A 26,051-nucleotide genomic window follows, 5' to 3' on the forward strand; every position below is an offset into this window, starting at 1 on the left:
TATGGCGCATCAGAGCTGTTTTCTTCTGATGCGCGAGATCATCGGGACCGCCCCGGCGGCCGCGAGGCCCGAGAGCAGCCCGGCCGGTACGGCGAGGGCCACCGGTCCAACCATGGGGTCGTCAGGTGTCGCCGCTCCGAGGAGTGGACCGGCCGCAGCGCCGGTCGCCGTGGGTGCGGTGGCTGCAGCGACAGTTACTGCTGCCGCGGCGACGGCGCCGGATCCGCTTGCCGTCACCGCCGCGCGGGTGGGGGTCACCGGAACTGTCGCCGCAACGGGTGCGGAGGTGGCAGGCGGTTTCGCAGTGGGGCTGATGCCCTGCTCGATGGCCGTGGCCGCGACCAGCGCCTGGTCGATCCAGCTCTGCGGCATGGGGGCGTACCCGGCCGGCAGCTGGCCGAGTTCGGTGCCGGGCTCCTGGCCCGTCGTGGCCGCGTAGCGGATCAGGTTTGCGAACTTGGCGCGCTGCGTGGCGTCGGTCTGCAGGGGATTGAGCGCGGCATAGACCGGCATCGTCAGCGGATACGCCGTGAGGGCGGCCCGGGTCGCGCTGGAGGCCGGGTCGAATTCCAGCACCTTGGGCTGTTGCGCCGTTGGCGTCATCGCCGCGGCCGCGGCGAGCATCGAGTCGGAATCGGGCGACACGTATGCGCCGGCCGGATTGAGCAGGGAGGCCGTGACGTTCTGGTAGCGCGACGCGGCCGCGGCCGTGCTGAGTCCGATGACGCCCTGCTCGCCGACCAGGGCTCGGGTACTCTTGAGGTACTTCGGCGGGGTGCTCGTGGAGTCCCAGCCGCCGAGCTGCAGCCCGTCGCCGCGCAGGGTGAGATAGGCGCCGTTCTCGAAGTCGGAGGTGTACGGCCGCCAGGTGACCAGGTTCACCGGCCCCACGTAGTTCGAACCCTCCGTCGCTTCCGTCTCGACGGGGTCGGCCTTGGGGAAGTTGTCACGGGGCAGTGCGAACGCCGCTCCAGTGGGGTTGATCGCGGCATTGGTGGAGTACCAGGGGTTCACGATCATGCCCCACTCGTCGGGGGTGCCGTCCAGGAAGGCCACGGCGTCGGCATCCGCCATCACATAGCGCCACAGCTGGGTGGCGAGGTCGGAGCGGCCCGACGGGCTCAGGGCATCAGACAGCGAGACGCTGTTGAGGTCCTGGGCGGCCCATTCAGCGTCGTTGATCTCGAGGAAGTCGGGATCGGTGGTGATGTTGCGCGCGTTGTCTCCGGGGTGTTCGAAATCGACGTAGTTGATGTGGGTGAGGTCGGCTCCCGGAGGCAGTGCCGATACGTAGGACGCGGTGAGCAGCTTCGCGATCAGGCGCGGGGTGAGATTGACAGATGTGAATGCCTGCGTTTCCCGGTCGATGTAGTCCTGGTCGATGCCGCCGATGGGCTTCACCCGCCGGTCGATCGCGAAGGAGACGGTGACGCCGGACATCCCGACCGGGGCGTATTGCAGGGGGTCCGCTGTGGTGGTGCTGGCGGGAAACGAGGTGAAAGCGAGCGGACTGGGGACTGTACCGGCGGCTTTGGCCAGGACGTCGGATTCGTTGCCGGTGCTCAGCACGAACGCCGACCCTGTCGTGCCCGCGCAGAGATTCGGCTGCCAGGAGGAGATAGCTCCGGCGATGAGTTCACTGCCGCCGAGCTGGGATTCGGCGCTGCCGATCTCGCAGCGCACGCCGACGGGCTTGAAATGAAGCTTCACGGCGACATGGTGTTGCCAGGCATCCCAGAACAGGCCGGGCCGGATGATCTGGCTCACGCCGGAGTCACCCGTTCCCCGGGGGATGACGACCAGCCAGCAGGACCTGCCGGTGGTGTCCTGGCCGGCAACAACGACGGGCTCGCCACAGCCGAGACCGGGAGACTGCATGGTTGTCTGTACCTCGAACTTGATCGAGCCGGCGCCGGTGTCGTCGGAACCGGCCCACTTCACCTCGTTAGAGGTGTACTGGGTGAAGAACTCATTGCTGTTGACGTCGACGCCCGTGTCGTGCACGAGGACGCCCTCCGCATTGGGCACCACGGAGGCAACGGTGCCGCCGTTGAGGGAGGTGAACGGTATGGAGGTGTATGGCGGGTTCGCGAATCCGGAGCCCGCGGACGTGTACTGCTCGTCCTCTGGAGCGATGTTCGGCGCCAGGCCGGTGTCGGGTTCGTTGGGATCGACCTCGACGTTCGCCTCGACGTTGGAGTCGCGGCCGGCATTCGGGAAAGCACCGTACTGGCAGGTCGTGCGGTCAGGGTGCCCTGGATGATCCGGATCATCGCCCCAGCACTGCGCGATCTGCAGGAAGTTCTCGCCGCCGACGTTGCCCTGTGGCCGCACAGACTTCTTGCCGCCGGTCCAGCTCACCAGGATGCCCTCGGACACGAGGTCGGTGGTTTTGGAGACCGTCACCGAGAGATCGGGAAACGGTGCCCCGGCCGGGTCGAGCTCGTAGTCAGCGGCGGTCACGGTGACGGCACTTGAGTTGTCGGCCACGGCGGGGATAGGGGCCAGTGAGGTGAGCGCGGCAACGCCGACGCCGACCAGAAGGCCCACGACGATGCCGCCGGCACCCGCCCGGGTCCAGAGCGAGGTTTTCACCGTTGCATGGCGGCTCATTTGAGGCCGTCCCTGCCACCGCGCGGAGCCAGGCGTCGCCAGAAGACCGGCGGCAGCACTGCCGCCGCCACCAGGAGGGTCGCGGCCAGGAGCATCAAGGATTGCTGTGTCCCCCAGCCTTCGTCGGCCAGTGCGAAGGGCGTGGCCACGGCAGCACCGGCCAGGGTCGACCCGGCTGCCCCGCCGGAGATCAGGGCGCCGTTTGCGTCGTACACCGCCGCGGCACCCGTCGAGGCGGCGGCGGCGCCGCCGGTCGCGGCGGCCGCCGCCGCGGCGGTCTCCGTGGTTCCACCGGTGGCGCTTCCGCCGGTTCCCGAGCCGGAGACCGGGGTCTCCGCCGGGGCGCCGGCGGTCCCGGTGGTGCACTGGTTGGGACCCACCTTGTCGCAGTCCTGCGGTTGAGCGGCGGTGAGGGCGAGCTGGTTGCTGGAGGGTGAATCCCCGGGTTTGAAGGTGGGGTTGTTGCACTTATTGATGTCCACACCCGACGTGTCCGCCCCCGGGATGCGCTTGATCTGGTCGAACCCGGCCAGCACCAGGTTCATGGGAAGCGGCGAGTAGCCCAAATCGGCGGCCTGCTGCTGGCCCTCGCAGAGCATGTAATTCGCGAACGCGCCCAGGGTGAAGCCCTTGCTGGCCGAGAAGACGCCGCCGACCTCCGTGGGAACGATCATGTACGAGTAACTCGACAGTGGGTAGGTTCGTGCGTCGGCGCTGTTGTACACTCCGTCCAAGATCTGAGTGAGGTAGTTCGGACCGGGGGTCTGGTCGATTTGGGCTGTCGTCAGGGCAACGGCCACCGAAGAGGCAGTGGGCTCGACGTAGTAGCCGGCCTGGTTGAGCACCTTGGCCACGGGAAAGCCGGACTCGAGGGCGTACGAGTACTCGACGTAGGTGATGGCGCCTTCGCCGTAGTCCTGGCTGACGTAGCCGGCCACCCCTGAGGACAGGCTCTGGGCCTTGGCGTTGCCGAAGGTGGGGTACTGGGAGGTCAGCCCGCAGGGTGTTGGACGGTTGACCGAGGTGCAGAATGCGTTCCACAGGTCGGGGTGCTGCTTGGACATCCAGAGGGTGAACTGGGCGGTGGAGCCGGAGCCGTCGGAGCGGACAACCGGCACGATGCCCTTGTCTGGCATGGCCAGGCCGGGGTTGTCAGCCTGGATGGCCGGGTCGTTCCAGTTGGTGATAACGCCGGTGAAGATCTTGGTGACGACCTCGCCGCTCAGCCGCAGGTTGGATACTCGCACCCCGTTGATCTTGAGGTTGTACATGAAGGAGGTGCCTCCAGCCACGATGGGCATGTACGCGTATCCCCTGGTAGGTACTTCTGGTGCCGTACCGTTTTCCGGGGCGAGCTGGAAGGGGACCTCGCTCACAGCGAAGTGGACGACGCCGGCGATGAAGTCGCTGCGACCGGTCGAAGAACCGCCGCCGTTGTAGTTCACGGTCATCCCGTAGTTCGACGCCACGTTGGTGCGCCACTGGTCGAGGGCGTTCTGCGACCAGGTCGAGCCGCTGCCCGAGATCGGGTCGTAGCTGACAGCCTGCGCCGGCAGGGCGCCGGTCAGGCTCACGATCACGACGGCGCTGAGTGCGAACAGGGCGTGGATTACACGAATCCACCGGGTTTTCGGCGTCACGAGGACGACTCCTTCTTCTTTGGGGCAGGCGGGAGCGGGGCAGGCTGGTGCGGATGGCGGAGGTCGCCCCGGATCGTGATGCGCTGCAGGTCACGCAACGAGGCCGCCACCACCCGCTGCTGTTGGCGGCGCGTCAGGTCGCCCGGGCCGCGCCCACCGATCAGCCTGGCGATGGCGAACAGGGCGAGCACCAGCAGGATCAGCACCGCCGCCGCCCCGAAGCCGCGGGCGATCATGTTGGGCTCCGGCGACTTGACGAAGTCGAACACCTGGAGTGGTAGCGAGATCATCGGGCCCTCGAACGGGTTGAGGTTGACGACCGCGGTCACGCCGCTGGTGAGCAGGACCGGGCTGGTCTCACCGATTCCCCGTGCGGTGCCCAGGATCACGGCCGTGGCCAGCCCGGGCCGGGCCGTGGGCAGCACAACGTGCCAGATGGTGCGCCAACGGGTTGAGCCCAGGGCATATGCGGCCTCGCGCAGGTTGCCGGCCACCAGGCGCAGCACGATGTCGGAGGCACGGATGACGATGGGCAGCATCATCACCGTGATCGCCATCGCTGCGGCGAAACCCGACCGCTGGTGGGTGATCAGCACGATGATCGCCGAGTAGACGAAGAGGCCGGCCACGATCGAGGGCAGCGCGGTCATGGCATCCGAAATCGTGCGCACGAACCGGGCGAACCGGCCGCCGACCTCGTTGAGGAAGAGCGCGGTGAGGATGCCCAACGGAACCGTGATGATCAGCGCCATGCCGATCTGCATCAGGGTGCCGAGGATCGCGTGCAGGATGCCACCGACGTCGAGCCCGTCGAGGGGGCCGGCCAGCTCCATGCTCTCGGTGAAGAAGTTGAGGTGGGGCAACGCCTCCTGCCCGCGCACCAGGGTGAAGGCCACGACGAAGACCAGGGCGCCGAAGAGCACAACACCGGCGCTGGAGAGCAACACGGCCATCACCCGGTCCTTCACCTCCTGGAAGTCAGCGGTGAAGCTCACCAGCAGCGCGTAGAAGCCGATGAAGGAGAGGAAGGCGACAATCGTCCATCCGACGCCGCCGGACAGCGGCGTGACCCAACCGAAGATCAGGGTGGCCAGGGCCATGGCCGCGGCGGCGGCGCCCAACACGTTGAAGCGGTCACCCACCCGCGCCGAACGCACCCGGCGGCGTGGACCGATCGCGATTCCGTCGGGTGACGGGATGTGGGTGCTGCGCGCAGCCGGCGTGAGGGTGGTCTCTGTCAGTGTCATGGTCAGTCGCTCTCTGCCCCTGAGCGGGACCTGGCCACAATGGAGGAGGCTGTGAAGTTGATGACCAGGGTCAGCAGGAACAGCACCAGACCGGCCGCCATCAGCGCGGAGAGGCCGAAGGCGCTCGATTCGCCGTAGCGCAGGGCGATGAGCGCCGACACCGAATTGCTACCGGTCTTGAGCAGCTGCCAGTTGATGGTGAAGATCGGCGAGATGATCATGTAGACGGCGATGGTCTCGCCCAGGGCCCGGCCGAGGCCGAGCATGGTGCCGCCGATAATTCCGCCGCGTCCGAAGGGAAGGACGACGGCCTGGATCATGCCCCAGCGGGTCGACCCGAGGGCGAACGCCGCCTCGCGTTCCCCGATCGGGGCCTGGGAGAAGGCCTCGCGCATGACCGAAGTCTGGGTGGGCACCACCATCAGCCCGACGACGATGCCGGCGATGAACGCCGAGGAGGTGAAGGCGCTGGCGTCGGTGAGGGCATCGCCGGACGCATCCGAGACCCTGAAGAACGGGATCCAGCCGAAGTAGGTCGAGATCCAGCTGGCCACCGGGATGACGTTGGCTTGCAGGAAGAAGACTCCCCAGAGCCCGAAGACCACGCTCGGCACGGCGGCCATCAGGTCGACGAGGGTGACCAGGGTGGACCGCAACCGGCCCTGGGCGACCTCGGAGATGAGCAGCGCGGTGCCCAGCGCGAGCGGCACCGCGACACACATGGCGATGAGGGCGATCGTGATGGTGCCGAAGAGCACAGAGGCGATGCCGAAGGACCGGGACTCCGGTGACCATTCCTGTTCGGTAAGGAACGAGAAGCCCGCGACGCCGAGGGCGTCAGAGGCCCGGATCGAGAGGAAGACCCCCACGGCGAGCATGATCGCGACGGTGATGCCACCGGCGGCGAACGCCACCGAACGGAACACGGAGTCCGACACCGACGGCCGGGACACCAGCGTGCGCCGACGTTCCTTCTCGAAGGGGAACGCTTCGGTGTCCGGCGCGGGGCGCGCAGACAGAGAAGCATTGATCGTGCGTGGCATGGGTGTCCTCGGGAGCGACAGGGAGGGAACGGGGCGGGGCCGTGCGGGCCGGGTAAGCGGCCGCACGTCCGAAACATATGTTTGGGTTGCCGGGTGAATTCGCGGAGTCGGTTTCGCTACCGAGCCATGGACACGGTGTGTTGACTTGGCGCCGGTCGACGCTCAGGGCGACGGAGCCGGCGGTGCGCTGTTCGTGGGCGTGGTGCTGGGGCCCGGCGACGACGACGGCGTGGCCGTCGGATGGACCGGGGCCGCGGCGGCCACGGTGATCGTCACGCTCGTTCCGAGGCGCAGCACCGCTGCCGTGTCGGGATGGCTCGCGAGCACCGTGCCAGGCACCGTATCCCCGTCGACGCGGGTCTCGACGACGGCGACGAATCCCGCGTTCTGCAGGGCGGCCACAGCCTCAGCCGAGGCAAGCCCGACGGTGGCGGGAACGCTGTTCGAGCCGGACGCCACCACCAGGTCGACGGTGTCCCCCGCGTTCAGCCACGACCCTGGCCCCGGCTCAAGGGCGAGAACGGTGTCGCCGGTCCGTACCGAATCCGCCGGTGTCAGGCTGCCCAGACGGAGACCGGCGGCCTCGAGGGCAGCGCGGGCCTCGCCGAGCGGCATGATGGTGAGCTCGGGCACCTGGACCGATGGGGATGGGGCCTCGACCGGCGCTGGGGGTGCCGTCGACATGTCGGTGCTGACCTCCGTAGCGGTCGCCGATGGCGTGCTGCTCACGGCCACGAATGACCGGGCAGAGCCACCGGCGGCCGCCACCCAGCCGGCCGCGATCACCCCCGCAACGAGCACCAGGGCGACCCAGCCGCCCGCCCGCCCTCCGCCCTGTCGCCGGCGTCCGGGCCGAGGCACGGCGGGCGATCCGGCCGCCGAACCGGTGGCCGACCCGGCCGTCGCCCCACCCGGCGGACGTTGCGCGGTGCGCGGCAGCACGGTGGTGCGGCCGGGGTCGGTGACGGCGTGGGGCAGCCCGTCAACCCGGCGGTCGAACCGGCGAGTGCGGTCGTCGCCGATACCGGTATCGGTTGGCGCGGGCGGCGTCAGGGCCAGAATGGCGTTCCGCATCTCAGCCGCGGAGGTGAACCTGTCCTCCCGGTGCTTGAGCAGCGCCCGCACCACGATCCGGTCGACGCCCCGAGGGATGCCGGCCCGTACCACCGACGGAACCGGTGGCGGTGCGAGCGCGTGGGCGCGCATCACTGCGGCCACGGTGTCGCGGACATAGGGCGCCTCCCCGGTCAGCGCGAAGTACAACACCCCGCCCAGCTGGTAGAGGTCACCGCGCTCGTCGACGGGAACACCGGCGGCCTGCTCGGGTGAGAGGTAGTTGACACTGCCCAGCACGCCGACGGGCCGGTCCTCATCGGCATCCGGATCGTGGCCGTCTGCCGGTTCGCTGCCCAGCACGTCCGACCCGACCGCCGCCCGGCCGGCCGCATCCGCCAGGCCGAAGTCGAGCAGTCGGACGCCAGCTATATCGAGTCGGCCGTCGCCGCCGGGGGCGATCATGATGTTCGCCGGTGACACGTCGCGGTGGATCAGCCCGGCGGCGTGGGCGGCGGCCAGCGCCTGCAGCACGGCGAGAGCGACCGTTAGGGCATCCGGGACCGGAAGCGGGCCGGTGCGGCCGACGTGCTCGGCGAGGCTCTCGCCCGGGGCGAGATCCAGGGCGATCCAGGCGAGCGGCTCGGCGGCATCGTCGTGCACGCCCACGTCGAGGACGGCCACGATGTTCGGGTGCCGGACCCCGGCCGCCGCACGGGCCTCCCGGAAAAACGCCTCCCGGAGCCTCGGGGAGCTGGACAACACCGGATGCAGGATCTTGAGCGCGATGGTGTCGCCGGAACGGGTGTCGACGGCGGCGAAAACCGACGCGGATCCACCCGTGCCGAGCAGCGCACCCAGCCGGTAGCGCTCGGAGATCAGGCCGGCGACCGGGCCGGACAGCCGGTTCACGGCATCCGCGCTGCGTAGCCGTTCGCCGCCACGGCGACGGAATCGACGTAGCTCTCGACGTGGTTGTACGAGTAGACGGCCGCCCGCCAGGCCGTCGCGGCCGAGAGGTCGCCCATGTCGCAGAGGTACCGGCCGGTCGCCAGCGCGGCGTCGTCGATCTGTTGGGGGTCGGCGGTTCCGTCGCCATTGCCGTCCGCACCCCACCGGTCCCAGGTGGCCGGGATGAATTGGAGCGGGCCGACGGCACGGTCGAACTCGGTATTGCCGTCCCAGCGGCCGGCGTCGGTGTCGACGAAGACGTCGTATTCGGACCCATCCAGCAGCGGCCCGTAGATCCCCGGCGCCGCGACGCCGTCGGCGCCGATCGCTGAGCCGTCGTGGCTGCCGTGGTCGGATTCGATCGATCCCAGCGCCGCGAGGGTAGTCCAGCCCAGGCGACAGCCGGGCTGTTCGCTAGCCAGCCGCAGTGCTGCGCCCGCGTACCCGAGCAGAGCTCTGTGCGGGATGCCGGTGGCCGATGCCGCCGCCCTGGCCCAGTCCGCCGACACCAGGCCGGCAGCGGGGACTCCGACCAGGACGGAAGTGCCGACGGCCACGTTCCCTGGCTGGCTGACGGATGCCGTTGGCGCCGGGGCAGGCAGCAACACTGCCGGCGCAGCGGCACTGCTCGACTCGCCCGCACTGCTCGACCAGGCCGTCCTGTACTCCCCTGGCCCTCCCACCGATTGCAGCAGGGCTCCCCCGACCAGCCAGGCCGTCAGGACCAGGAACAGGCCGAGGGGTACCCAGTCGGCCCAACGCTCGCGGGCGCTCACCAGACGCCGGCCAGTTCGGCGTCGCCACGGGGCCGGCGGGAACGGCGGGCTCCGGGCTCGACCATGCGCCGAGGATCGGCCGTCACCACCGCGCTGCGCAAGGCGGCCAGGGCGCCCGCGCAGGCATCCCGGCTGGCCGACGTCGTTCCGTACCACCGTCCACTCGTCATCACGGCGACGTTGTCGACGGTGACAACCCAGCCGTGGGTTCCGGATACCGGCCCGGTCACGGCGCGCATGGCCATCCGGTCGACCCCCAGCTGCAACGCGAGCACGTGCGCCCGAGCCGTGGCGAAGGACGAATACACCGAGGAACTGCGCCCCAACTCCCGGCTGTTCGACGCGAGGAGACGCCAGATCCCGGAGTGTGCCGACCAGGACCCGTCGGTGGCCGACGTGCCGCGCGCGCCGCCGCGGCGTGGAACCGGCACGATGCGGGCAAGCCCGACCTCGCCCGATTGCAAGTGTTCCCTAAACGACAGCCAACCCTGCAATCGGGGGTCAGCGGCCGAGCTGAAGGCGCAAAAGATCACGCTGGCGCTCGTTGACACGCTGCTCCTCGAAACCCTGGATTGACTCGGTACGAGGACAAACCCAACGGGTGTCGGTGATGACAACGCTGACGTGGCCGGCCTCAGCGAGAACATTCGTGGGGCGAGGTGACCGTAGCCGGTCAGTTGACTGAACGAGCGGTGTACGCTCCCTGACCGAACGCTGTGCTATCGGCGCAGCGCCTTGCGGGCCAGTCGGTTGCCGAGGAACTGCACAACCTGCACGAAGATGACGATCAATAGCACCGCGGCCCAGGTGACGACGGGGTCGAACTGGCGCCAGCCGTAGAGCAACGCGAACGCACCCAGTCCGCCGCCGCCGACGTAGCCGGCTACCGCTGACATGTCCACGAGCGCGACGAAGATGAACGTGTAGCCCAAGATCAGCGGGCCCAGAGCCTCAGGCAGCAGCACCGTGAAGATGATCCGCACGGGGCCCGCGCCCACGCTGCGGGCCGCTTCGATCACGCCGGGCGTCACGGTGAGCAGGTTCTGCTCCACGATGCGGGCCATCGCGAACATGGCCGCGAGGGCGATCGTGAAGATCATCGCGTTGTTGCCGATCCCGGTGCCCACAACGGCGCGGGTGAGCGGTTGCACGGCGGCAAGGAAGATGATGAACGGGATGGGCCTGATGGTGTTGACCAGAACGTTGAGGACGCCGAACACCGCCCGATTGGACAGGATGCTGCCCGCCCGGGTGAGGTAGAGGCCGAGGCCCACTAGCAGGCCGCCGAACCCGCCCAGGAGCAGGGTGAGGCCCACGATGTACAGGGTCTCCCACGCGGCTACCCACAGCTGGGGCAGAAGATCGATGAGTCCGTCCATGGTCAGCGCACCTCGGTGACTGTCGTGAGCGCGCGCACCCTGTCGAGTGCGGCGTCGATGGTCGTGTCGTCGCCGGTCAGCGCGAGGGTGAGGTGCCCGAACGGGCGCCCCTGGATTTCGTTGATGCCGCCGTACACGACCTGGAAGGCGATACCGTCGCGGGACAGTTCGCCGAACACCTGGGTCTGGTCGACGGTGTCGCTGCGGAACGCGAGGGTCACGATGCGGCCGGTGTGCCTGGCGCGGAGCACCTCCAGCTCGGGCTTGGACGGCAGCCCCTTCACCACCGTTGAGACGAAACGAGCGGATGCGGCCTGCTGCGGGTTCGAGAACACGTCGAACACGTCGCCGCGTTCGATGATGCGACCCTGGTCCATGACGGCAACCTTGGTGGCCAGCGTCTGGATGACATCCATCTCGTGGGTGATGACGATGATGGTGACGCCGAACTCGCGGTTGACCCGCTTGAGCAGTTCGAGGACCTCGTGGGTGGTCTCGGGGTCGAGGGCGCTGGTGGCCTCATCGGCCAGCAGCAGCGCGGGCGACGAGGCGAGGGCACGGGCGATGCCCACCCGCTGCTTCTGTCCGCCGGAGAGCTGGTCGGGATGGGCGCCGGCCTTGTCGGCCAGTCCCACGAAGTCGAGCATCTCGGCGACCCGTTTGGTGCGCTCGGCCTTCTCTCGACCGGCCACTTCGAGCGGATACGCCACATTGCGGGCCACGGTGCGGGAGTTCAGCAGGTTGAACTGCTGGAAGATCATGCCGATACCCAACCGGACCGGCCGCAGTTCGCGTTCGGGCAGCTGGGCGACGTCCCGACCGTCGATGAGGATCTGGCCCGCGGTTGACCGCTCGAGCACATTCACCAAGCGCACCAAGGTGCTCTTGCCGGCGCCCGAGTAGCCGATGATGCCGTAGACGTCGCCGGCGTCGATGCTGATGCTCACGTCGTCGATCGCCGTCACATCCGGGGCTCCCTTGACGGTGGCCGGGTACACCTTGCTGACGTTGCGCAATTCGACGAGTGGGGTTGAAACGGTCATGCAGATCCTTCGGTTGGAACGGGGAAAGGCCGGCCGCGCCTCACGGGGAGGGGCGACCGGCCGGGACTGCCTACTTCTGTGCTGCGGTGTCCTTCTCGACCGTGGCCAGGGCGGCCTGCAGGTCGGCGGGCGACGTGGTGGCCAGGACCGCGGAGTTGCCGGAGACCTCGAGCAGGCCGTCGGTGACGGTCGTCGTGGTCTGGAACAGCTCGACGAGCTTGGCGTAGGTCTCGTTGTCCTTGTCGTCGGCGCGCACGGCGAACACGTTCACGTAGGGCAGTGCGGACTCGTCGGAGGGATCGTCCTTGACGAGGGCGTCCTCGAACTTGAGGCCAGCCTTCTCCACGAAGTCGTTGTTGATGATCGCGGCATCCACGTCGGGCAGCGACGTCGCGGTGAGGGACGGCTCGAGCGCGGTGACGGTGACGAGGGACTTCTCGGTGTCGACGTCGTCGAGAGTGGAGAAGATCGTGCCGCCGTCCTTGAGGGTCAGCAGGTCGGCGCTCTGCAGCACGAGCAGCGCGCGGGCCAGGTTGCTGGCGTCGTTGGGCACGGCGACGGTGTCGCCCTTGCCCAGGTCGGCCACGTCTGTGACCTTGGTGGAGTACAGGCCGAGCGGGTAAATGGCCGTCGCGCCGATGGGCGTGAGGTCTTCGCCGCTGGAGACGTTGTAATCGGCCAGGTAGACCAGGTGCTGGAACTGGTTCATATCGATGTCCCCGTTGGTCAGCGCCGGGTTGGGCTGGTTGTAGTCGGCGAAGTCGACGACCTCTACGGTGATGCCCTCTTCGGCGGCGGCCCCGGTGTAGTCGGCCCAGTATGGGTCGCTGGCCCCGACAACACCGATTTTCACGGTCTCGTCGTTGCCGCCGGCGCCACCGGCGCAGCCGGCGAGCAGGGTCACGCTGGCGCCGAGCGCCAGGGCTGCCAGGATGCTCTTCTTCGTTGTGATGTTCTTCACTCTGATGTTCTCCACGTTTCGTTCGCTGTGTGTGCGCCCGCGCACGACGATGCGTTCACAGGCACAGCGCAACCACGGAGTCATCGCGTGGGGGTTCTGTGCCGCAGCGTCGGGTGGCACTCTTCTACGGTAGCCGCAGCTCGGTCGAGCCGTGGGCCGCTCGGACACGAAACGTCACAGGAACTTCGACGAAAGCCGCCCAGTCACAGAATCTGCGAGCTGGGCGGCGGGTCGAGCAACCGGGGGTGCCGGTGGTGAGGGCGGTGACCTATTTTTCGAGCAGCACCGAGAGTTCGACCCACCGGGTTTCGAAGCCGGCGACGGCGTCTTCGGCCGCGGCAACCTCGGCCTGCAGTGTGCCCAGGCCCGTGTAGTCGCTCTGGTCGTGCGCGGCGAGGGCGTTGTGGAGTTCCTTGATCTTGGCCTGCTGCTTGGCGACCTTGCGGTCGATGGACGCGAGTTCCTTCTGGGCGTTGCGCAGCTCGGCGCCGCCGAGCGCCGGCTTACCGGAACCCTTGGCGGTGGCGGACGTCGGAGACGCCGCATCTGCCGTGAAGGAGCCGCCGGCGACCTGGCGCTTGCGCAGCTCGAGGTACTGGTCCACACCGCCGGGCAGGTGGTGGAAGCCGCCGTCGGAGACCGCGTACTGGTTGTCGGTGACGCGCTCGATCAGGTACCTGTCGTGCGAGACCACCAGCAGGGTGCCGGGGAAGGAGTCGAGCAGGTCTTCCATGGCCGCGAGCATGTCGGTGTCCAGGTCGTTGGTGGGCTCGTCGAGGATCAGCACGTTCGGCTCGTCCAACACGATCAGCAGCAGCTGCAGGCGACGCTTCTGGCCACCGGAGAGGTCCTTGACCTGGGTGGAGAGCTGCGCACTCATGAAGCCCATCCGCTCGAGCATCTGGCCGGGCGTGATCTCTTTGCCACCGGCCATGTACGAGGTGCGCTGGCGGGCGATGACGTCGCTGACCCGGTCATTGCGGATGTCATCAAGTTCGAACAGCTGCTGGGTGAGCACGGCGACCTTGATGGTCTTGCCGCGCTTGACCTTGCCGCTGTCGGGCGTGAGGGTGCCGGCCACGAGGTTGAGCAGGGTCGACTTGCCGGCGCCGTTGACACCGAGGATGCCGGTGCGCTCACCCGGCGCGATCAGCCAGGTGATGTTGTTGAGCACGGTCTTCTCACCGAAGGTGACGGAGACATCGACGAGGTCGACGACGTCCTTGCCGAGGCGCTGCATGGCCATCGACTGCATCGACACGGTGTCGCGGGGCGGCGGCTCGTTCTCGATCAGTTCGTTGGCGGCGTCGATGCGGAACTTGGGCTTGGCGGTGCGGGCGGGAGCGCCGCGGCGGAGCCAGGCCAGTTCCTTCTTCATCAGGTTCTGGCGTTTGCCCTCCATCACGGCGCTCATCCGGTCGCGCTCGACGCGCTGCAGGATGTAGGCGGCGTAGCCACCCTCGAACGGTTCGATCAGGCGGTCGTGCACCTCCCAGGTCATGTTGCAGACCTCGTCGAGGAACCATCTGTCGTGGGTGACGACCACGAGGCCGCCGGAGTTCTGGGCCCATCGGTTTTTAAGGTGGCCGGCCAGCCAGGCGATGCCTTCGACGTCGAGGTGGTTGGTGGGCTCATCGAGGAAGACCACGTCGTGGTCGCCGATGAGGACCTGGGCGAGGGCCACCCGGCGGCGCTGGCCACCGGAGAGGTCGTCGACGAGGGTGTCCCAGGGGATGTCGCGCACGAGGCCCGCGATCACGTCGCGCACCTTCGAGTCGCCCGCCCAGACGTGCTCGTCGATGCCGCCGACGATGGTGTGCCCCACGGTCTGGCCGTTGACGAGGTCGTCGGACTGGTCGAGGACGCCGATGGTGACGCCGCGTCGGCGGGTCACCCGGCCGGAATCGGGCTCCATACGACCGGCGAGCAGGCGCAGGAGGGTGGACTTGCCGTCGCCGTTACGGCCGACGATGCCAATGCGGTCACCCTCGTTCAGACCGGCGGTGACGCTGTCGAAGATGACGCGGGTGGGAAATTCAAGGTGCAGGGACTCGGCCCCGAGCAAATGTGCCATAGGGTTCGAGCCTATCCCCCGCAGCTGAGCGCCAGTACCGCGCGGGCGGGCTACGAGGTGAGGATTCGGGCGCCGTGCACGGGGCCGGTGGCACGCACCACGTTCAGGCGGGCGGCGCTCAGCGCCACCGTCAGTTCGAGGCCGGCGTCCAGGTCCGGCACGAGGAACGCCACGGTGGGACCTGACCCCGAGAGGATGCCGGCCAGCGCGCCGTTGGCCTCGCCGAGCTCGAGCACCCGGCCCAGACCCGGCGCCAGCTGCAGCGCCGGGGCCTGCAGGTCGTTGTGCATGGTGTCGGCGAGCATGGCCGGGTCCCCCGCGCGCAGGGCCTGCAGCACGTCGGCATCCACGGTGGGCTGCTGTGAGGCGGGGAAGATGTCCTGGGCGTGCCGGGTGCGGTGCCGGTCGAGCTCGTTGTAGACCGAGGGTGTCGACATGCCGAACTCGGCCAGGGCGAGCACCCAGTGGAAGGTGCCCTTGGCCAGGGCGGGGCTGAGCTGGTCACCACGGCCGGTGCCGATGGCGGTGCCGCCGGTGAACGCGAACGGCACATCCGCGCCGAGGGTGGCCGCGATCTTCAGCAGCTCGTCGCGGCTCAGCTCGGTGCCCCAGAGCGTGTCGCAGGCGAGCAGCGTGGCCGCGGCATCCGCAGAACCGCCGCCCATGCCGCCGGCGATGGGCACGTTCTTGTCGATTTCGAGGTGCACCCCGCCGGTGTAGCCGGTGGCCCTGGCCAACGCACGGGCGGCCTTGATCGCCAGGTTGCTGCCGTCCACGCTCAGATTCGACGTGTCGATGGAGCCGGTGAACTCGACGCTGAAGTCGTCGGAGGCCGTGGCACGCACGTCTTCGTAGAGGGAGACGGCCTGGAACGCCGTGGCGAGATCGTGGTAGCCGTCGTCCATCACGGCTCCCACTTTGAGGAAGACATTGATTTTGCCCGGTGCCCGCGCATGCACAACCGGTGAGGTCGCCGTGTTGGTCATGTTCCTAACCTAGGCCAGCCAGGCCCGGGCGATCGCCAGGAAGTCGTGGACGGTGAGCTGCTCGCCGCGCTCGGTGGGGTCGATGCCCGCCTTGCTGAGCACCTCCGTCGCCTGGGCCGAGTCGCCGAGCACGCCGGACAGCGACTGGCGCAGCATCTTGCGGCGCTGCTGGAATGCGCCGTCGACCAGGGCAAACGTTGCCAGGCGCAGCTCCTCGGATTCGAGTTCCTCTGCACTTCGTTCGAAGGCGATGAGGATCGAATCGACGTTGGGGACCGGCCAGAAGACCTGCCGGCTCACCTTGCCGGCGGTGCGGAACTGGCCGTACCAGGCGGCCTTGACGCTGGGACTGCCGTAGATCTTCGAGCCCGGCGCGGCGGCGAGGCGCTCGCCCACCTCGGCCTGCACCATCACCACGCCGGCGCGGATGGAGGCGAAGTGCTCGAGCAGGTGCAGCAGCACCGGCACCGATACGTTGTAGGGCAGGTTCGCCACCAGGCGGGTGGGGTCGCCGGGCAGCTCGGCGATCTTCAGAGCGTCGGCACGGATGACGGTGAGCGCGGCGCCCGGCTGCATCAGCTGCACGGTCAGCGGCAGCTGCTCGGCGAGGCGGTCGTCGATCTCCACGGCCACGACGGCGGCTCCCACCTCGAGGATACCCAGGGTGAGCGAGCCCAGGCCCGGACCCACCTCCACCACGGTTTCGCCGGGCTTCACGGCGGCGACCTTGACGATCCGCCGCACGGTGTTGCCGTCGATGACGAAGTTCTGGCCGAGCTTCTTGGTCGGGTTCACCCCGAGCATCTCGGCGAGGTCGCGGATCTCGGCCGGCCCGAGCAGGGTGGGCGCGGTCGGTTCTTTGGCTGAGTTGTGGGCAGAGTCGGTCATGCGAGGCCTCCGGCCGGGCTGATGCGGGGGTCTCGGGGGGTGTCGGTCAACACCACGGCTTCCGCGTCCCAGCGGCCGTAGACGAGTTCGGTGTTCGAGGTGATCTGGGCGGCGAGCACCGCGACATCCGTCTGCAGGTGCTCTGCCATGGCGCGCAGGGTGTGCGGCAGCAGGTACGGCGCGTTGGGACGACCGCGGTGCGGGGTGGGCGTGAGGTAGGGCGCGTCGGTTTCCACCAGCAGCAGGGCGCGAGGGGCGACGTCGAGCGCCTCCCGCAGCGTGGCGGCGTTTTTGAAGCTCACCGGTCCGGCGAAAGACATGTACCAGCCCTGGTCGGCGCACAGCCTGGCCAGTTCGGCGTCGCCGGAGAAGCAATGGAAGACCGTGCGCTCGGGGGCTCCCACCCGCAGCAGGGTCTCGACGACCTCGTCGTGGGCGTCCCGGTCATGGATCTGCAGGGCGAGACCGTGTCGTTTGGCGATCTCGATGTGCGCCTCGAAAGACCGGAACTGGGCCGCCCGGCCGTCGGGGCCGGTGCGGTAGAAGTCCAGCCCGGTTTCGCCGATGGCGACCACCCGGGGGCGGGCGGCGAGCTCGTCGATCACCGCGAGGGCTTCGTCGAGGGTTCCGGCCGTCTCCAACTCCGGTGTGTCGTTGGGGTGGATGGCGACGGCGGCGAGCATCCGTGGTTCACGGGCCGCCATCTCGGCGGACCAGCGGGAGGTGGCCACGTCGGTGCCCACCTGGATGACGCCGCGGACGCCAACGCTGGAGGCCAGGTCCAGTTGCTCGGCCACCGAGAGCGGCGTGATTCCGTCTGAGATTTCGAGGTGGGTGTGGTTGTCGTAGACGCCAACGACCAGCGGCACCGGCGCCGGCGGGTAGACCAGGTCGCGGCCGGCGGTGGCCTCGCGCGAGCGGATGTGGGTGCTGTCGGCCGAACCGTTAGCCAACAGTGGCCTCGATGCGCGGGAACAGGGCGGCTAGCGGCGAGACGTGGCTGCCGCCGGTCCATTCCCAGGCCCGGTCGATCTGTGCGTCCTGCACGTCGCCGGTGCCGCCGAGGGCGGCCCATAGCGTCGCGGTGGCCTGCGGGGTCACCGGGGAGAGCAGCACGGCGAGGGTGCCGAGGCCGCGGACCACGGTGTGCAGCACGGTTTCGAGGCGTTCGCGGTCGTCAGGGTTCTTGGCCAGCGCCCACGGTTCCTGCGTGGTGATGTAGCCGTTGAGCTCGTCGACGAGCTCCCACACCGCGGCGAGGGCCTCGTGCAGGGCGAGCCTGTCGATGGCCGCGTCGGCGGCCTTGGTGACCCGGATTTCGGTGTCGCGGATGGCGGTATCCGCATCACGCGGCGTACCGCCGGCCGGGATCTCGCCGTCGCAGTAGCGCACGACCATGGCGATGACGCGGGATGCCAGGTTGCCGAAGCCATTGGCGAGCTCGGACTGGTAACGCGCGGACAGGTCCTCCCACGAGAACGAGCCGTCCTGGCCGAAGCTGATGGCGCGCATGAAGTAGTACCGGAAGGTGTCGGAGCCGAAGACGTCGGTGATCTGGTTCGGGGCGATGCCGGTGAGCTTGGACTTGCTCATCTTCTCGCCGCCGACGAGCAGCCAACCGTGGCCGAAGACCTGGGTGGGCACCGGCAGCCCGGCGGCCAGCAGCATGGCGGGCCAGATGACGGCGTGGAAGCGCAGGATGTCCTTACCGACGATGTGCGTGGCGGGCCAGAGCCGGCTGAACTTCTCATCGTCCTGGCCGTAGCCGGCGGCGGTGATGTAGTTGAGCAGGGCGTCGAACCAGACGTAGACGACGTGGCTGTCGTCCCACGGCACCTTGATGCCCCAGTCGAAGCTGGACCGCGAGATCGACAGGTCGCTCAGGCCCTGCTTGACAAAGGAGATGACCTCGTTGCGGGCCGATTCGGGCTGGATGAAGGTGGGGTTGGCCTCGTACATGGCCAACAGCTGGTCGGTGAAGGTGCTCATCCGGAAGAAGTAGTTCTTCTCGTGCAGCAGCTCGACGGGGATCGAATGGATGGCGCAGACCTGCTGGCCGGTGTATTCGCCGGTGCCGGCCACGAGGTCGCCGGGCTGCTTGTACTCCTCACAGCCCACACAGTAGAAACCCTCGTACTCGCCCGTGTAGATGTGGCCGGCGTCGAAGAGGTGCTGCAGGAACTTCTGCGCGTTCTCCTCGTGGCGGACGTCGGTGGTGCGGATGAAATCGTCGTTTCGGATATCGACGGTCTTCAGCAGCGGCTTCCACGCGGTCTCGACCAGCCGGTCGGCCCACTCCTTGGGGGTGACGCCGTTGGCGGTGGCGGTGCGCAGGATCTTCTGGCCGTGCTCGTCGGTGCCGGTGAGCAGCCAGGTGTCCTCCCCCCGCTGGCGGTGCCAGCGGGCAAGCACATCCGCGGCCACCTCCGTGTAGGCGTGCCCGATGTGCGGGACATCATTCACATAGAAAATAGGCGTGGTGATGTAAAAAGATGAGCCGTCGGACATGCTCATATCTTATGGGGGCCTGCGTAGGCGTCAGACCCTGTTACGCCGCGCGGCAGCCCGGCCCGGCTCAGCCCATTGCTCAGTCCAGCGGCAATTCAGGCTGCGGGGCGGCTTTCTGGCGCGGCGCGGCGGTCCCGGCGGCCTTGCCGGTGAGCGCGGCCTCGTACAGGTCGCGCTTGCCGAGCCCGGATGCGGCTGACACGTCGGCAGCTGCGTCCTTCAGGCGAGCCCCGGCCGCGACCAGCGCCAGAACCTCCTCGACGCCGGTGGCCAGGTCGAGCACCCGCGGCGTCGCCCCGGCGACGACGATGCAGATTTCGCCGCGGACGCCCGCCGCGGCCCACTCGGCCAGCTCGGCGGCGGTGCCCCGCTTGACCTCTTCGTAGAACTTGGTCAGCTCCCGGCAGACCACAACCCGGCGGTCGGCGCCGAGCGCGACGGCGAGGTCGGTGAGCGACGCGGCAAGCCGGTTGGGTGATTCGAAGAAGACCATGGTGCGGCGTTCGGTGGCCACCTCGCGCAGCGCCTGCATCCGCTCACCGTGTTTGCGGGGCAGGAAGCCCTCGAAGGTGAACCTGTCGGTGGGCAGGCCGGAGACGGCCAGCGCGGTGAGCACGGCCGACGGTCCGGGCAGCGCGGTGACGGTCACACCGGCGGCGATCGCGGCATCCACCAGGTGGAAGCCGGGGTCGGAGACCGTGGGCATGCCCGCGTCGCTGAGCACGAGCAGGTCGGTGTCGCGGGCGAGTTCGACGAGTTCGGCGGCCTTGCCCCGTTCGTTGTGGTCGTGCAGGGCGATCAGACGGGGCCGGTTCTCCACGCCGAGGGCCTTGAGCAGGTGCACCGTCACCCGGGTGTCCTCGGCGGCGATGACGGTGCTGGTACGCAGCGCCTCGATCAGGCGGGTCGAGGCGTCCCCGAGGTTTCCGATGGGCGTGGCAGCCAGAATGATCATGGTCCCAGTCTCGCAGCACAGTCTTGCAGCACAGTCACGCAGCAGTGGCTCACTACGATGGTCAGGTGCTCCTCACCCCCGTTGCGACCGCCCGTGTGACCGAGCGTTGGAGTGCCCTGTGGGGCAACCGGTGGGTTCGCCTGGCCGGGCCGGCACTGGTGGTTCTGCTGGCCGCGGGCTTACGGTTCTGGAACCTCGGCCACCCCGGCACCCTGGTGTTCGACGAGACCTTCTATGTGAAGGACGCCTGGAGCCTGTTCAACAACGGTTACGAGTCCACCTGGCCGGATGGCGCCGACGCCCTGTTCGCGGCGGGGCAGAGCAATATCTTCGGTACCGCCCCGTCGTTCGTGGTGCATCCGCCGCTCGGCAAATGGCTCATCGCCCTGGGGATGGCGATCTTCGGCGCCGATAACCCGTTCGGTTGGCGGGTCGTCACGGCGCTGGTCGGGGTGCTCGCCGTCGTGCTGCTCATGCTCATCGCCCAGAAGCTGTTCGGCTCGGTGTTACTGAGTACGATCGCCGGTTTCCTCTTCGCCATCGACGGCAACGCGATCGTGATGAGCCGGGTCGCCCTGCTCGACAACTACGTGATGTTCTTCGCCCTCCTCGGCTTCGGCGCGGTGCTGATGGACCGGGACCACCACCGGGCCAGGCTCGGGGCGTGGCTGAACGAGAAACGGGACAACGAGGTCGACCCCACCTGGGGCCCCGCGCTCTGGTGGCGGCCGTGGGTGCTGGCCGCGGGCCTGGCCTTCGGGCTGGCCTGTTCGGTGAAGTGGTCTGGGGCCTATTTCCTGGCCGCCTTCGGCATCTACCTCGTGGTGGTCGACGCGCTCGCCCGCCGCCGGGCCGGGCTGCCGTTCTGGGCCAGCGGAGCGATCCTCAAGCAGGGGCCGGTGACCTTCCTGCTCCTGGTTCCCGTGGCGGCGCTGACCTTCCTGGTCTCCTGGACCGGCTGGTTCGTCACCCACGGCGGCTACTACCGGGACTGGGCCGATCAGGCCGGACAAGCCTGGACCGGGGCTCTGGCCTGGGTTCCGCACAGCCTGCAGAGCTTCTGGCACTACCAATCGGCCGCCTACGGCTACCACGTTGGCCTGGTGACCCCGCATCCGTACCAGGCGAACCCGCTCACCTGGCTGCTGATGAGCCGGCCGACGAGCATGTATTACCAGGGCTCGTCCCTGGGCGAGAACGGCTGTGGTTATGCCACCTGCTCCGAGGCCATCACCGGCATCGCCAACCCGCTGATCTGGTGGGCGGCGACGGCCGCGATCCTCTATTCGGTCTACAGGTTGGTGCGGTACCGGGAGTGGCGCGTCGGCCTGATCCTGATGGGCATGGTCGCCGGATACCTGCCCTGGCTGATGTACCTGAACCGCACGGTGTTCCAGTTCTATACGATCGCGTTCGAGCCGTACTTGATCCTCGGGCTGACCCTGGTGATCTCTCTGCTGATCAAGAATGGATCCGGTCGGGCGATCGTGGCGGTGTTCCTGGCCCTGGCTACGTTAGTGAGCGCGTACTACTTCCCGCTCTGGACCGGTGCCCAGGTTCCGTTCGCTTTCTGGCAGGCGCACATCTGGCTGCCGAGCTGGCGCTGACCAGCATTAACGCTGTGATTGCAACACATTCCCAGCCCCGAACATATGCCAAAATTGGAATACATCCCCTGTTAAAGGCGTGTGAATTCACGCTATTTTCGGGTCTCGAACCCGTAGGATGGCCGTTATCTGCTTGACGAGTGATTGCTCTACAACCGACTGAGAAGTCCAGATACAAACCAAAGGCCTCATGTCGGAAGCATCTGCCGCACCCACGGTGCGTATTGTCCGCACCCGCAAGGGTGGCGACTCCCAGAACCCCACCACCGAGTACTCCTCCCTGCTGCACACCGTGCGGAATCTCGGTCTGCTCGGCCGCCGCACCGGCTTCTACTGGGGCGTCTTCGCCGCCCTGGTCCTGATCACCGTCGGCCTCGGCGTCGGCTTCGTGCTGCTCGGCGACTCCTGGTACCAGCTGATCATCGCCGGCGTGCTCGGCATCATCCTCACCCAGTTCGCGTTCCTCGCCCACGAGGCGTCGCACCGCCAGGTCTTCCAGTCCGGCCCCGCCAACGACAGGGCCGGCCGTGTCCTCGCCAACCTCTTCGTCGGCATCAGCTACGCCTGGTGGATGACCAAGCACAGCCGCCACCACGCCAACCCGAACGTGGTCGGCAAGGACCCCGACATCGACCCCGACTTCATTGTGTTCCGCGAGGAAGACGCCGCGAAGGTCAACTGGATCACCTCGTTCATGACCCGCAAGCAGGGCTACCTGTTCTTCCCGATGCTCACCCTCGAGGGCATCAACCTGCACATCCAAGGGTTCAAGACAGTCTTCGGCAAGGGCAAGGTCGACAAGCGTTGGCTCGAGATCAGCATGCTCACCAGCCGCATCGTGATCTACCTCGCCGTCATCTTCTACTTCCTGCCGCTGGGCATGGCGTTCGCCTTCGTCGGCGTTCAGATGGCCGTGTTCGGTGTCTACATGGGCGCCTCCTTCGCCCCCAACCACAAGGGCATGCCGCAGCTGCCGCACGAGAGCAAGGTCGACTTCCTGCGTCGCCAGGTGCTGACGTCGCGTAATATCCGCGGCGGCACCCTCATGGACACCTTCATGGGCGGCCTGAACTACCAGGTCGAGCACCACCTGTTCCCGAACATGGCCCGCCCGCACCTGAAGAAGGCGCAGGAGATCACCAAGGAATATTGCCAGTCCAACAAGATCCTCTACACCGAGACCGGCCTGTTCGAGTCCTACGGCATCGTGGTCGCCTACCTCAACAAGGTGGGCCTGGCCGCCCGTGACCCGTTCGACTGCCCGATGGTGCAGCGCTTCCACCACCGCTGACCCTCCTCTCGGACTGAGAGAGAGGCCCCGAGAATTTTCGATTCTTGGGGCTTTTCTCACGCTTCGCGGGCGATGGGTAAAGTTGACCCAATGTGGATCTGGGGAGTGGGCGCGGCCGGGGTGGCCGCGCTGGTCGCGTGGGGCGTGCACGCCGCACTTCCCGCGGTACCGCTGCTGACGGCGGCCGTGCTGCTCGGCATCGTGGTGGGGCAGCTGCCCGTGCTGCGTCCGGCGGTCACCGGGATGCTCGCGCCCGGCCTGACCCTGGCGTCCCACCGGCTGATGCGCCTGGGCGTGGTGTTGCTGGGCCTCAAGCTCAGCCTGGTCGACATCCTCGGTCTGGGCTGGGTCACCATCACCAGCACGGTCCTCATCGTGGTGCTCACCTTCTTCGGCACCCTGTGGCTCGGCCGCCGCGTCGGCCTACCCGGACACCAGCCGTTGCTCATCGCCACGGGCTTCGCCGTCTGCGGCGCGTCTGCGATCGGAGCGATGAGCGGCGTGGTCAAGGCCAAGGACCGGGAGACCGCCACCCCGGTGGCGTTGGTGACCCTGTGCGGCACCCTCGCGATCGGCGTGCTGCCGTTGCTCTGGCATCCGCTGGGCCTGACCGACCTCCAGTTCGGCCACTGGGTCGGCGCCGGTGTGCACGATGTGGGCCAGGTGGTCGCCACGGCGCAGATCGCCGGGTCGGCGGCCCTCGCCGTGGCCGTGGTCGTCAAGCTCACCCGGGTGCTGATGCTGGCGCCACTCGTGGCCGGCGTGGCGGTGTACGAGCGGCGGCGGGCGGGCACCGTCGATCGCACGGTCCGGCGGCCGCCGGTGGTTCCCCTGTTCGTCGCGGGGTTCCTGGCCATGGTGCTGGTGCGCACCTTCGTTCCGCTGCCCGCCACCGTGCTCGAGTCCATCGATCTGGTACAGACGGTGCTGCTGGCCATGGCGCTGTTCGGCCTGGGCACCGCGGTGCGCCTGTCCGAGCTCCTGCGCACCGGCGGCAAGGCCCTCGGCGTGGGCCTGGCCTCCTGGCTGCTGATCGCCCTGCTCGCTCTGGCCGCCGTCCTCATCAGCTGACGGTCGCTGCTGTGCAGGCCGGGCGGAGGTCATGTGGCGCACTGTTACGCCACTCCGCCCGCGGTCCCGCGCCGGGCCGGTAGCGTAACCGCATGGCAGATCGCGAGTACGGCTTCACCACCAGGGCAATCCACGCCGGGAACATCCCCGACGCAGTGACCGGGGCCCGGGCCCTGCCCATCTACCAGACCAGCGCGTTCGTGTTCGACGACACCGCGGATGCCGCGGCCCGGTTCGCGCTGCAGAAGTACGGCAACGTCTACTCCCGGCTGTCGAACCCCACCGTGGCGGCGTTCGAGGAGCGCATCGCGAGCCTCGAGGGGGGCCTGGGCGCCGTCGCCACGGCATCCGGCCTGGCCGCGCAGTACATCACCTTCGCCAGCCTGGCCGGGGCCGGCGACCACATCGTCTCCAGCGCCAACCTCTACGGCGGTTCGATCACCCAGCTCGACGTGACCCTGCGCCGCTTCGGCGTGGAGACCACCTTCGTGCAATCCGCCGACCCGGCCGACTACGCCGCCGCGATCACCGACAAGACCAAGCTGATCTTCGCCGAGACCGTCGCCAACCCGTCCGGTGAGGTCGCCGACATCGAGGGCCTCGCCGCGGTGGCGCACGCCGCCGGAATCCCGCTGATCATCGACTCCACCATCGCCACGCCGTACCTCTGCCGGCCCATCGAGTGGGGCGCCGACATCGTCATCCACTCCGCCACCAAGTTCCTCGGCGGCCACGGCACCACACTCGGCGGCGTGGTCGTGGAGAGCGGCCGGTTCAACTGGCACAGCGACAAGTTCCCGCTCTTCACCGAGCCGGTGTCCAGCTACGGCGGCCTGGAGTGGTCGGGTAACTTCGGTGAGTACGCCTTCCTCACGCGCCTCCGCGCCGAACAGCTGCGCGACATCGGGCCGGTTCTCGCGCCGCACTCCGCGTTCCTGCTCGCCCAGGGTGTCGAGACGCTGCCCTACCGGCTGCAGGCTCACGTGAACAACGCCCGCATCGTGGCCGAGTGGCTGGACGCCGACCCGCGCGTGGACTTCGTCAACTGGGCCGGGTTGCCCAGCCACCCGCACTACGAGCGCGGCCTCAAATACCTGCCCAAGGGCCCCGGCTCGGTATTCAGCTTCGGCGTCAAAGGCGGCCGCGACGCCGGTCGCACCTTCATCGAGTCCGTCGACCTGGCCAGCCACCTGGCCAACATCGGCGACGCCAAGACCCTCGTCATCCACCCGGCCTCCACCACCCACGCCCAGCTCAGCGAGCAGCAGCTCGCCGATGCCGGGGTTCTGGCCGGCCTGGTGCGCATCAGCGTGGGCATCGAGGATGTCGACGACATCATCTACGACCTCGACCAGGCGCTCAGCCAGGCCGCAGCGGGGGGACGCTCATGAGCACCGAGACAGTCCAGCTCACCAACGGTTTGAGCTGCAGCGTTCCCACAAATTCGCCGCTGGCCAAGCTGCTGCGCACCCAGCGCACCTGGGAGGGCCCGGACGCCAAGGCGCGCCTGGGCATCCTGCGGCGGGCACAGTCGATCGCCATCGTGGGTGCCTCCCCCAACCCGGCCCGGTCCAGCTACTTCGTGGGCACCTACCTGCAACAGTCGAGCGACTACAGGGTCTACTTCGTCAATCCGCGTGCCGACACCATCCTGGGCCAGAAGGCCTACCCCGACCTGGCGTCGCTGCCCGAGATACCCGACATCGTCGATGTCTTCCGCAAGGCCTCCGACATCCCCGCCGTGATCGACGACGCCCTCGCCGTGGGCGCCACGACGGTGTGGGTGCAGCTGGGCATCTGGAACCAGGAGGCCGCGGAGTACGGCGAGGCGAAGGGGCTCACCATTGTGATGGACCGCTGCATCAAGATCGAGCACGCCCGTTTCCACGGCGGCCTGCACCTGCTCGGTTTCGACACCGGGCAGATCACGGCGCGCAAGACCATCAGGTAGCCGCCCGCGTACGA

General features: G+C 68.2%; 21 protein-coding genes. 5 read left to right on the top strand and 16 right to left on the bottom strand.

What is annotated here, in order from left to right; translation table 11 throughout:
- Positions 1-9: 9 nt before the first annotated feature.
- The 16 genes from E3O57_RS06550 to rsmI all read right to left on the bottom strand — a co-directional run bounded on the left by E3O57_RS06550 (position 10) and on the right by rsmI (position 20,117).
- On the bottom strand, positions 10-2,613 hold the full coding sequence (locus tag E3O57_RS06550) for a hypothetical protein (RefSeq protein ID WP_133159783.1): 2,604 nt from the start codon (positions 2,611-2,613) through the stop codon (positions 10-12).
- Positions 2,610-4,253 carry a phosphate ABC transporter substrate-binding protein PstS gene (gene pstS, locus E3O57_RS06555; protein WP_241990329.1) on the bottom strand — a complete coding sequence of 548 codons (1,644 nt, stop codon included), beginning with the start codon at positions 4,251-4,253 and terminating at the stop codon, positions 2,610-2,612. The genes E3O57_RS06550 and pstS overlap by 4 nt, the downstream gene beginning before the upstream one ends.
- On the bottom strand, positions 4,250-5,500 hold the full coding sequence (gene pstA, locus E3O57_RS06560) for a phosphate ABC transporter permease PstA (RefSeq protein WP_103479418.1): 1,251 nt from the start codon (positions 5,498-5,500) through the stop codon (positions 4,250-4,252). Before pstA ends, pstS begins: the two co-directional genes overlap by 4 nt.
- A gap of 2 nt (positions 5,501-5,502) precedes the next feature.
- The gene (gene pstC, locus E3O57_RS06565) at positions 5,503-6,543 is read right to left on the bottom strand and encodes a phosphate ABC transporter permease subunit PstC (RefSeq protein WP_103479419.1); all 1,041 of its coding nucleotides are present in this window, start codon (positions 6,541-6,543) and stop codon (positions 5,503-5,505) included.
- Positions 6,544-6,705: 162 nt separating this feature from the next.
- Positions 6,706-8,508 carry a PASTA domain-containing protein gene (locus E3O57_RS06570; protein WP_165787945.1) on the bottom strand — a complete coding sequence of 601 codons (1,803 nt, stop codon included), beginning with the start codon at positions 8,506-8,508 and terminating at the stop codon, positions 6,706-6,708.
- On the bottom strand, positions 8,505-9,323 hold the full coding sequence (locus E3O57_RS18625; RefSeq protein WP_165787946.1) for a lytic transglycosylase domain-containing protein: 819 nt from the start codon (positions 9,321-9,323) through the stop codon (positions 8,505-8,507). The genes E3O57_RS06570 and E3O57_RS18625 overlap by 4 nt, the downstream gene beginning before the upstream one ends.
- The gene (locus E3O57_RS06575) at positions 9,320-9,787 is read right to left on the bottom strand and encodes a hypothetical protein (RefSeq protein WP_133159784.1); all 468 of its coding nucleotides are present in this window, start codon (positions 9,785-9,787) and stop codon (positions 9,320-9,322) included. Before E3O57_RS06575 ends, E3O57_RS18625 begins: the two co-directional genes overlap by 4 nt.
- Positions 9,788-10,042: 255 nt before the next feature.
- Positions 10,043-10,702, bottom strand: coding sequence for a methionine ABC transporter permease (locus E3O57_RS06580; RefSeq protein ID WP_103461605.1), 660 nt, complete (start codon positions 10,700-10,702; stop codon positions 10,043-10,045).
- Between the two features lie 2 nt (positions 10,703-10,704).
- Positions 10,705-11,745 (bottom strand): methionine ABC transporter ATP-binding protein, encoded by a 1,041-nt coding sequence (locus E3O57_RS06585; protein WP_103479421.1) that lies wholly within the window; start codon positions 11,743-11,745, stop codon positions 10,705-10,707.
- A 70-nt stretch (positions 11,746-11,815) separates the two neighbouring features.
- Complete coding sequence (locus tag E3O57_RS06590; RefSeq protein WP_370289874.1) at positions 11,816-12,706, bottom strand: MetQ/NlpA family ABC transporter substrate-binding protein; 891 nt, start codon at positions 12,704-12,706, stop codon at positions 11,816-11,818.
- 268 nt (positions 12,707-12,974) lie between these two features.
- A complete protein-coding gene (locus E3O57_RS06595; RefSeq protein ID WP_103461608.1) occupies positions 12,975-14,780 on the bottom strand; it encodes an ABC-F family ATP-binding cassette domain-containing protein in 1,806 nt (601 codons plus the stop codon).
- Positions 14,781-14,830: 50 nt separating this feature from the next.
- A complete protein-coding gene (locus E3O57_RS06600; RefSeq protein ID WP_088456748.1) occupies positions 14,831-15,766 on the bottom strand; it encodes a 4-(cytidine 5'-diphospho)-2-C-methyl-D-erythritol kinase in 936 nt (311 codons plus the stop codon).
- A gap of 9 nt (positions 15,767-15,775) precedes the next feature.
- The gene (gene rsmA / locus E3O57_RS06605) at positions 15,776-16,654 is read right to left on the bottom strand and encodes a 16S rRNA (adenine(1518)-N(6)/adenine(1519)-N(6))-dimethyltransferase RsmA (RefSeq protein ID WP_103479423.1); all 879 of its coding nucleotides are present in this window, start codon (positions 16,652-16,654) and stop codon (positions 15,776-15,778) included.
- The gene (locus tag E3O57_RS06610; RefSeq protein ID WP_103479424.1) at positions 16,651-17,607 is read right to left on the bottom strand and encodes a TatD family hydrolase; all 957 of its coding nucleotides are present in this window, start codon (positions 17,605-17,607) and stop codon (positions 16,651-16,653) included. Before E3O57_RS06610 ends, rsmA begins: the two co-directional genes overlap by 4 nt.
- On the bottom strand, positions 17,600-19,162 hold the full coding sequence (gene metG / locus E3O57_RS06615; RefSeq protein WP_088456751.1) for a methionine--tRNA ligase: 1,563 nt from the start codon (positions 19,160-19,162) through the stop codon (positions 17,600-17,602). Before metG ends, E3O57_RS06610 begins: the two co-directional genes overlap by 8 nt.
- 79 nt (positions 19,163-19,241) lie before the next feature.
- Positions 19,242-20,117, bottom strand: a complete 876-nt coding sequence (rsmI, locus tag E3O57_RS06620) for a 16S rRNA (cytidine(1402)-2'-O)-methyltransferase (RefSeq protein WP_088456752.1) — start codon at positions 20,115-20,117, stop codon at positions 19,242-19,244.
- Between the two features lie 44 nt (positions 20,118-20,161).
- Between rsmI and E3O57_RS06625 the strand changes: the two genes are divergently transcribed.
- The 5 genes from E3O57_RS06625 (at position 20,162) to E3O57_RS06645 (ending at position 26,037) form a co-directional block, all read left to right on the top strand.
- Positions 20,162-21,724, top strand: a complete 1,563-nt coding sequence (locus E3O57_RS06625) for a dolichyl-phosphate-mannose--protein mannosyltransferase (RefSeq protein ID WP_241990330.1) — start codon at positions 20,162-20,164, stop codon at positions 21,722-21,724.
- A gap of 190 nt (positions 21,725-21,914) precedes the next feature.
- Positions 21,915-23,015, top strand: coding sequence for an acyl-CoA desaturase (locus E3O57_RS06630; RefSeq protein WP_088456754.1), 1,101 nt, complete (start codon positions 21,915-21,917; stop codon positions 23,013-23,015).
- Positions 23,016-23,105: 90 nt separating this feature from the next.
- Entirely contained in the window at positions 23,106-24,086 is a 981-nt protein-coding gene (locus E3O57_RS06635; RefSeq protein ID WP_241980316.1) for a YeiH family protein, read from the top strand.
- Positions 24,087-24,178: 92 nt separating this feature from the next.
- A complete protein-coding gene (locus E3O57_RS06640) occupies positions 24,179-25,477 on the top strand; it encodes an O-acetylhomoserine aminocarboxypropyltransferase/cysteine synthase family protein (RefSeq protein WP_088456756.1) in 1,299 nt (432 codons plus the stop codon).
- On the top strand, positions 25,474-26,037 hold the full coding sequence (locus tag E3O57_RS06645; RefSeq protein WP_103479427.1) for a CoA-binding protein: 564 nt from the start codon (positions 25,474-25,476) through the stop codon (positions 26,035-26,037). The genes E3O57_RS06640 and E3O57_RS06645 overlap by 4 nt, the downstream gene beginning before the upstream one ends.
- Positions 26,038-26,051: the final 14 nt, after the last annotated feature.

It is taken from the genome of Cryobacterium sp. TMN-39-2 (genome assembly GCF_004402745.1).
Taxonomy (GTDB): domain Bacteria; phylum Actinomycetota; class Actinomycetes; order Actinomycetales; family Microbacteriaceae; genus Cryobacterium; species Cryobacterium zongtaii.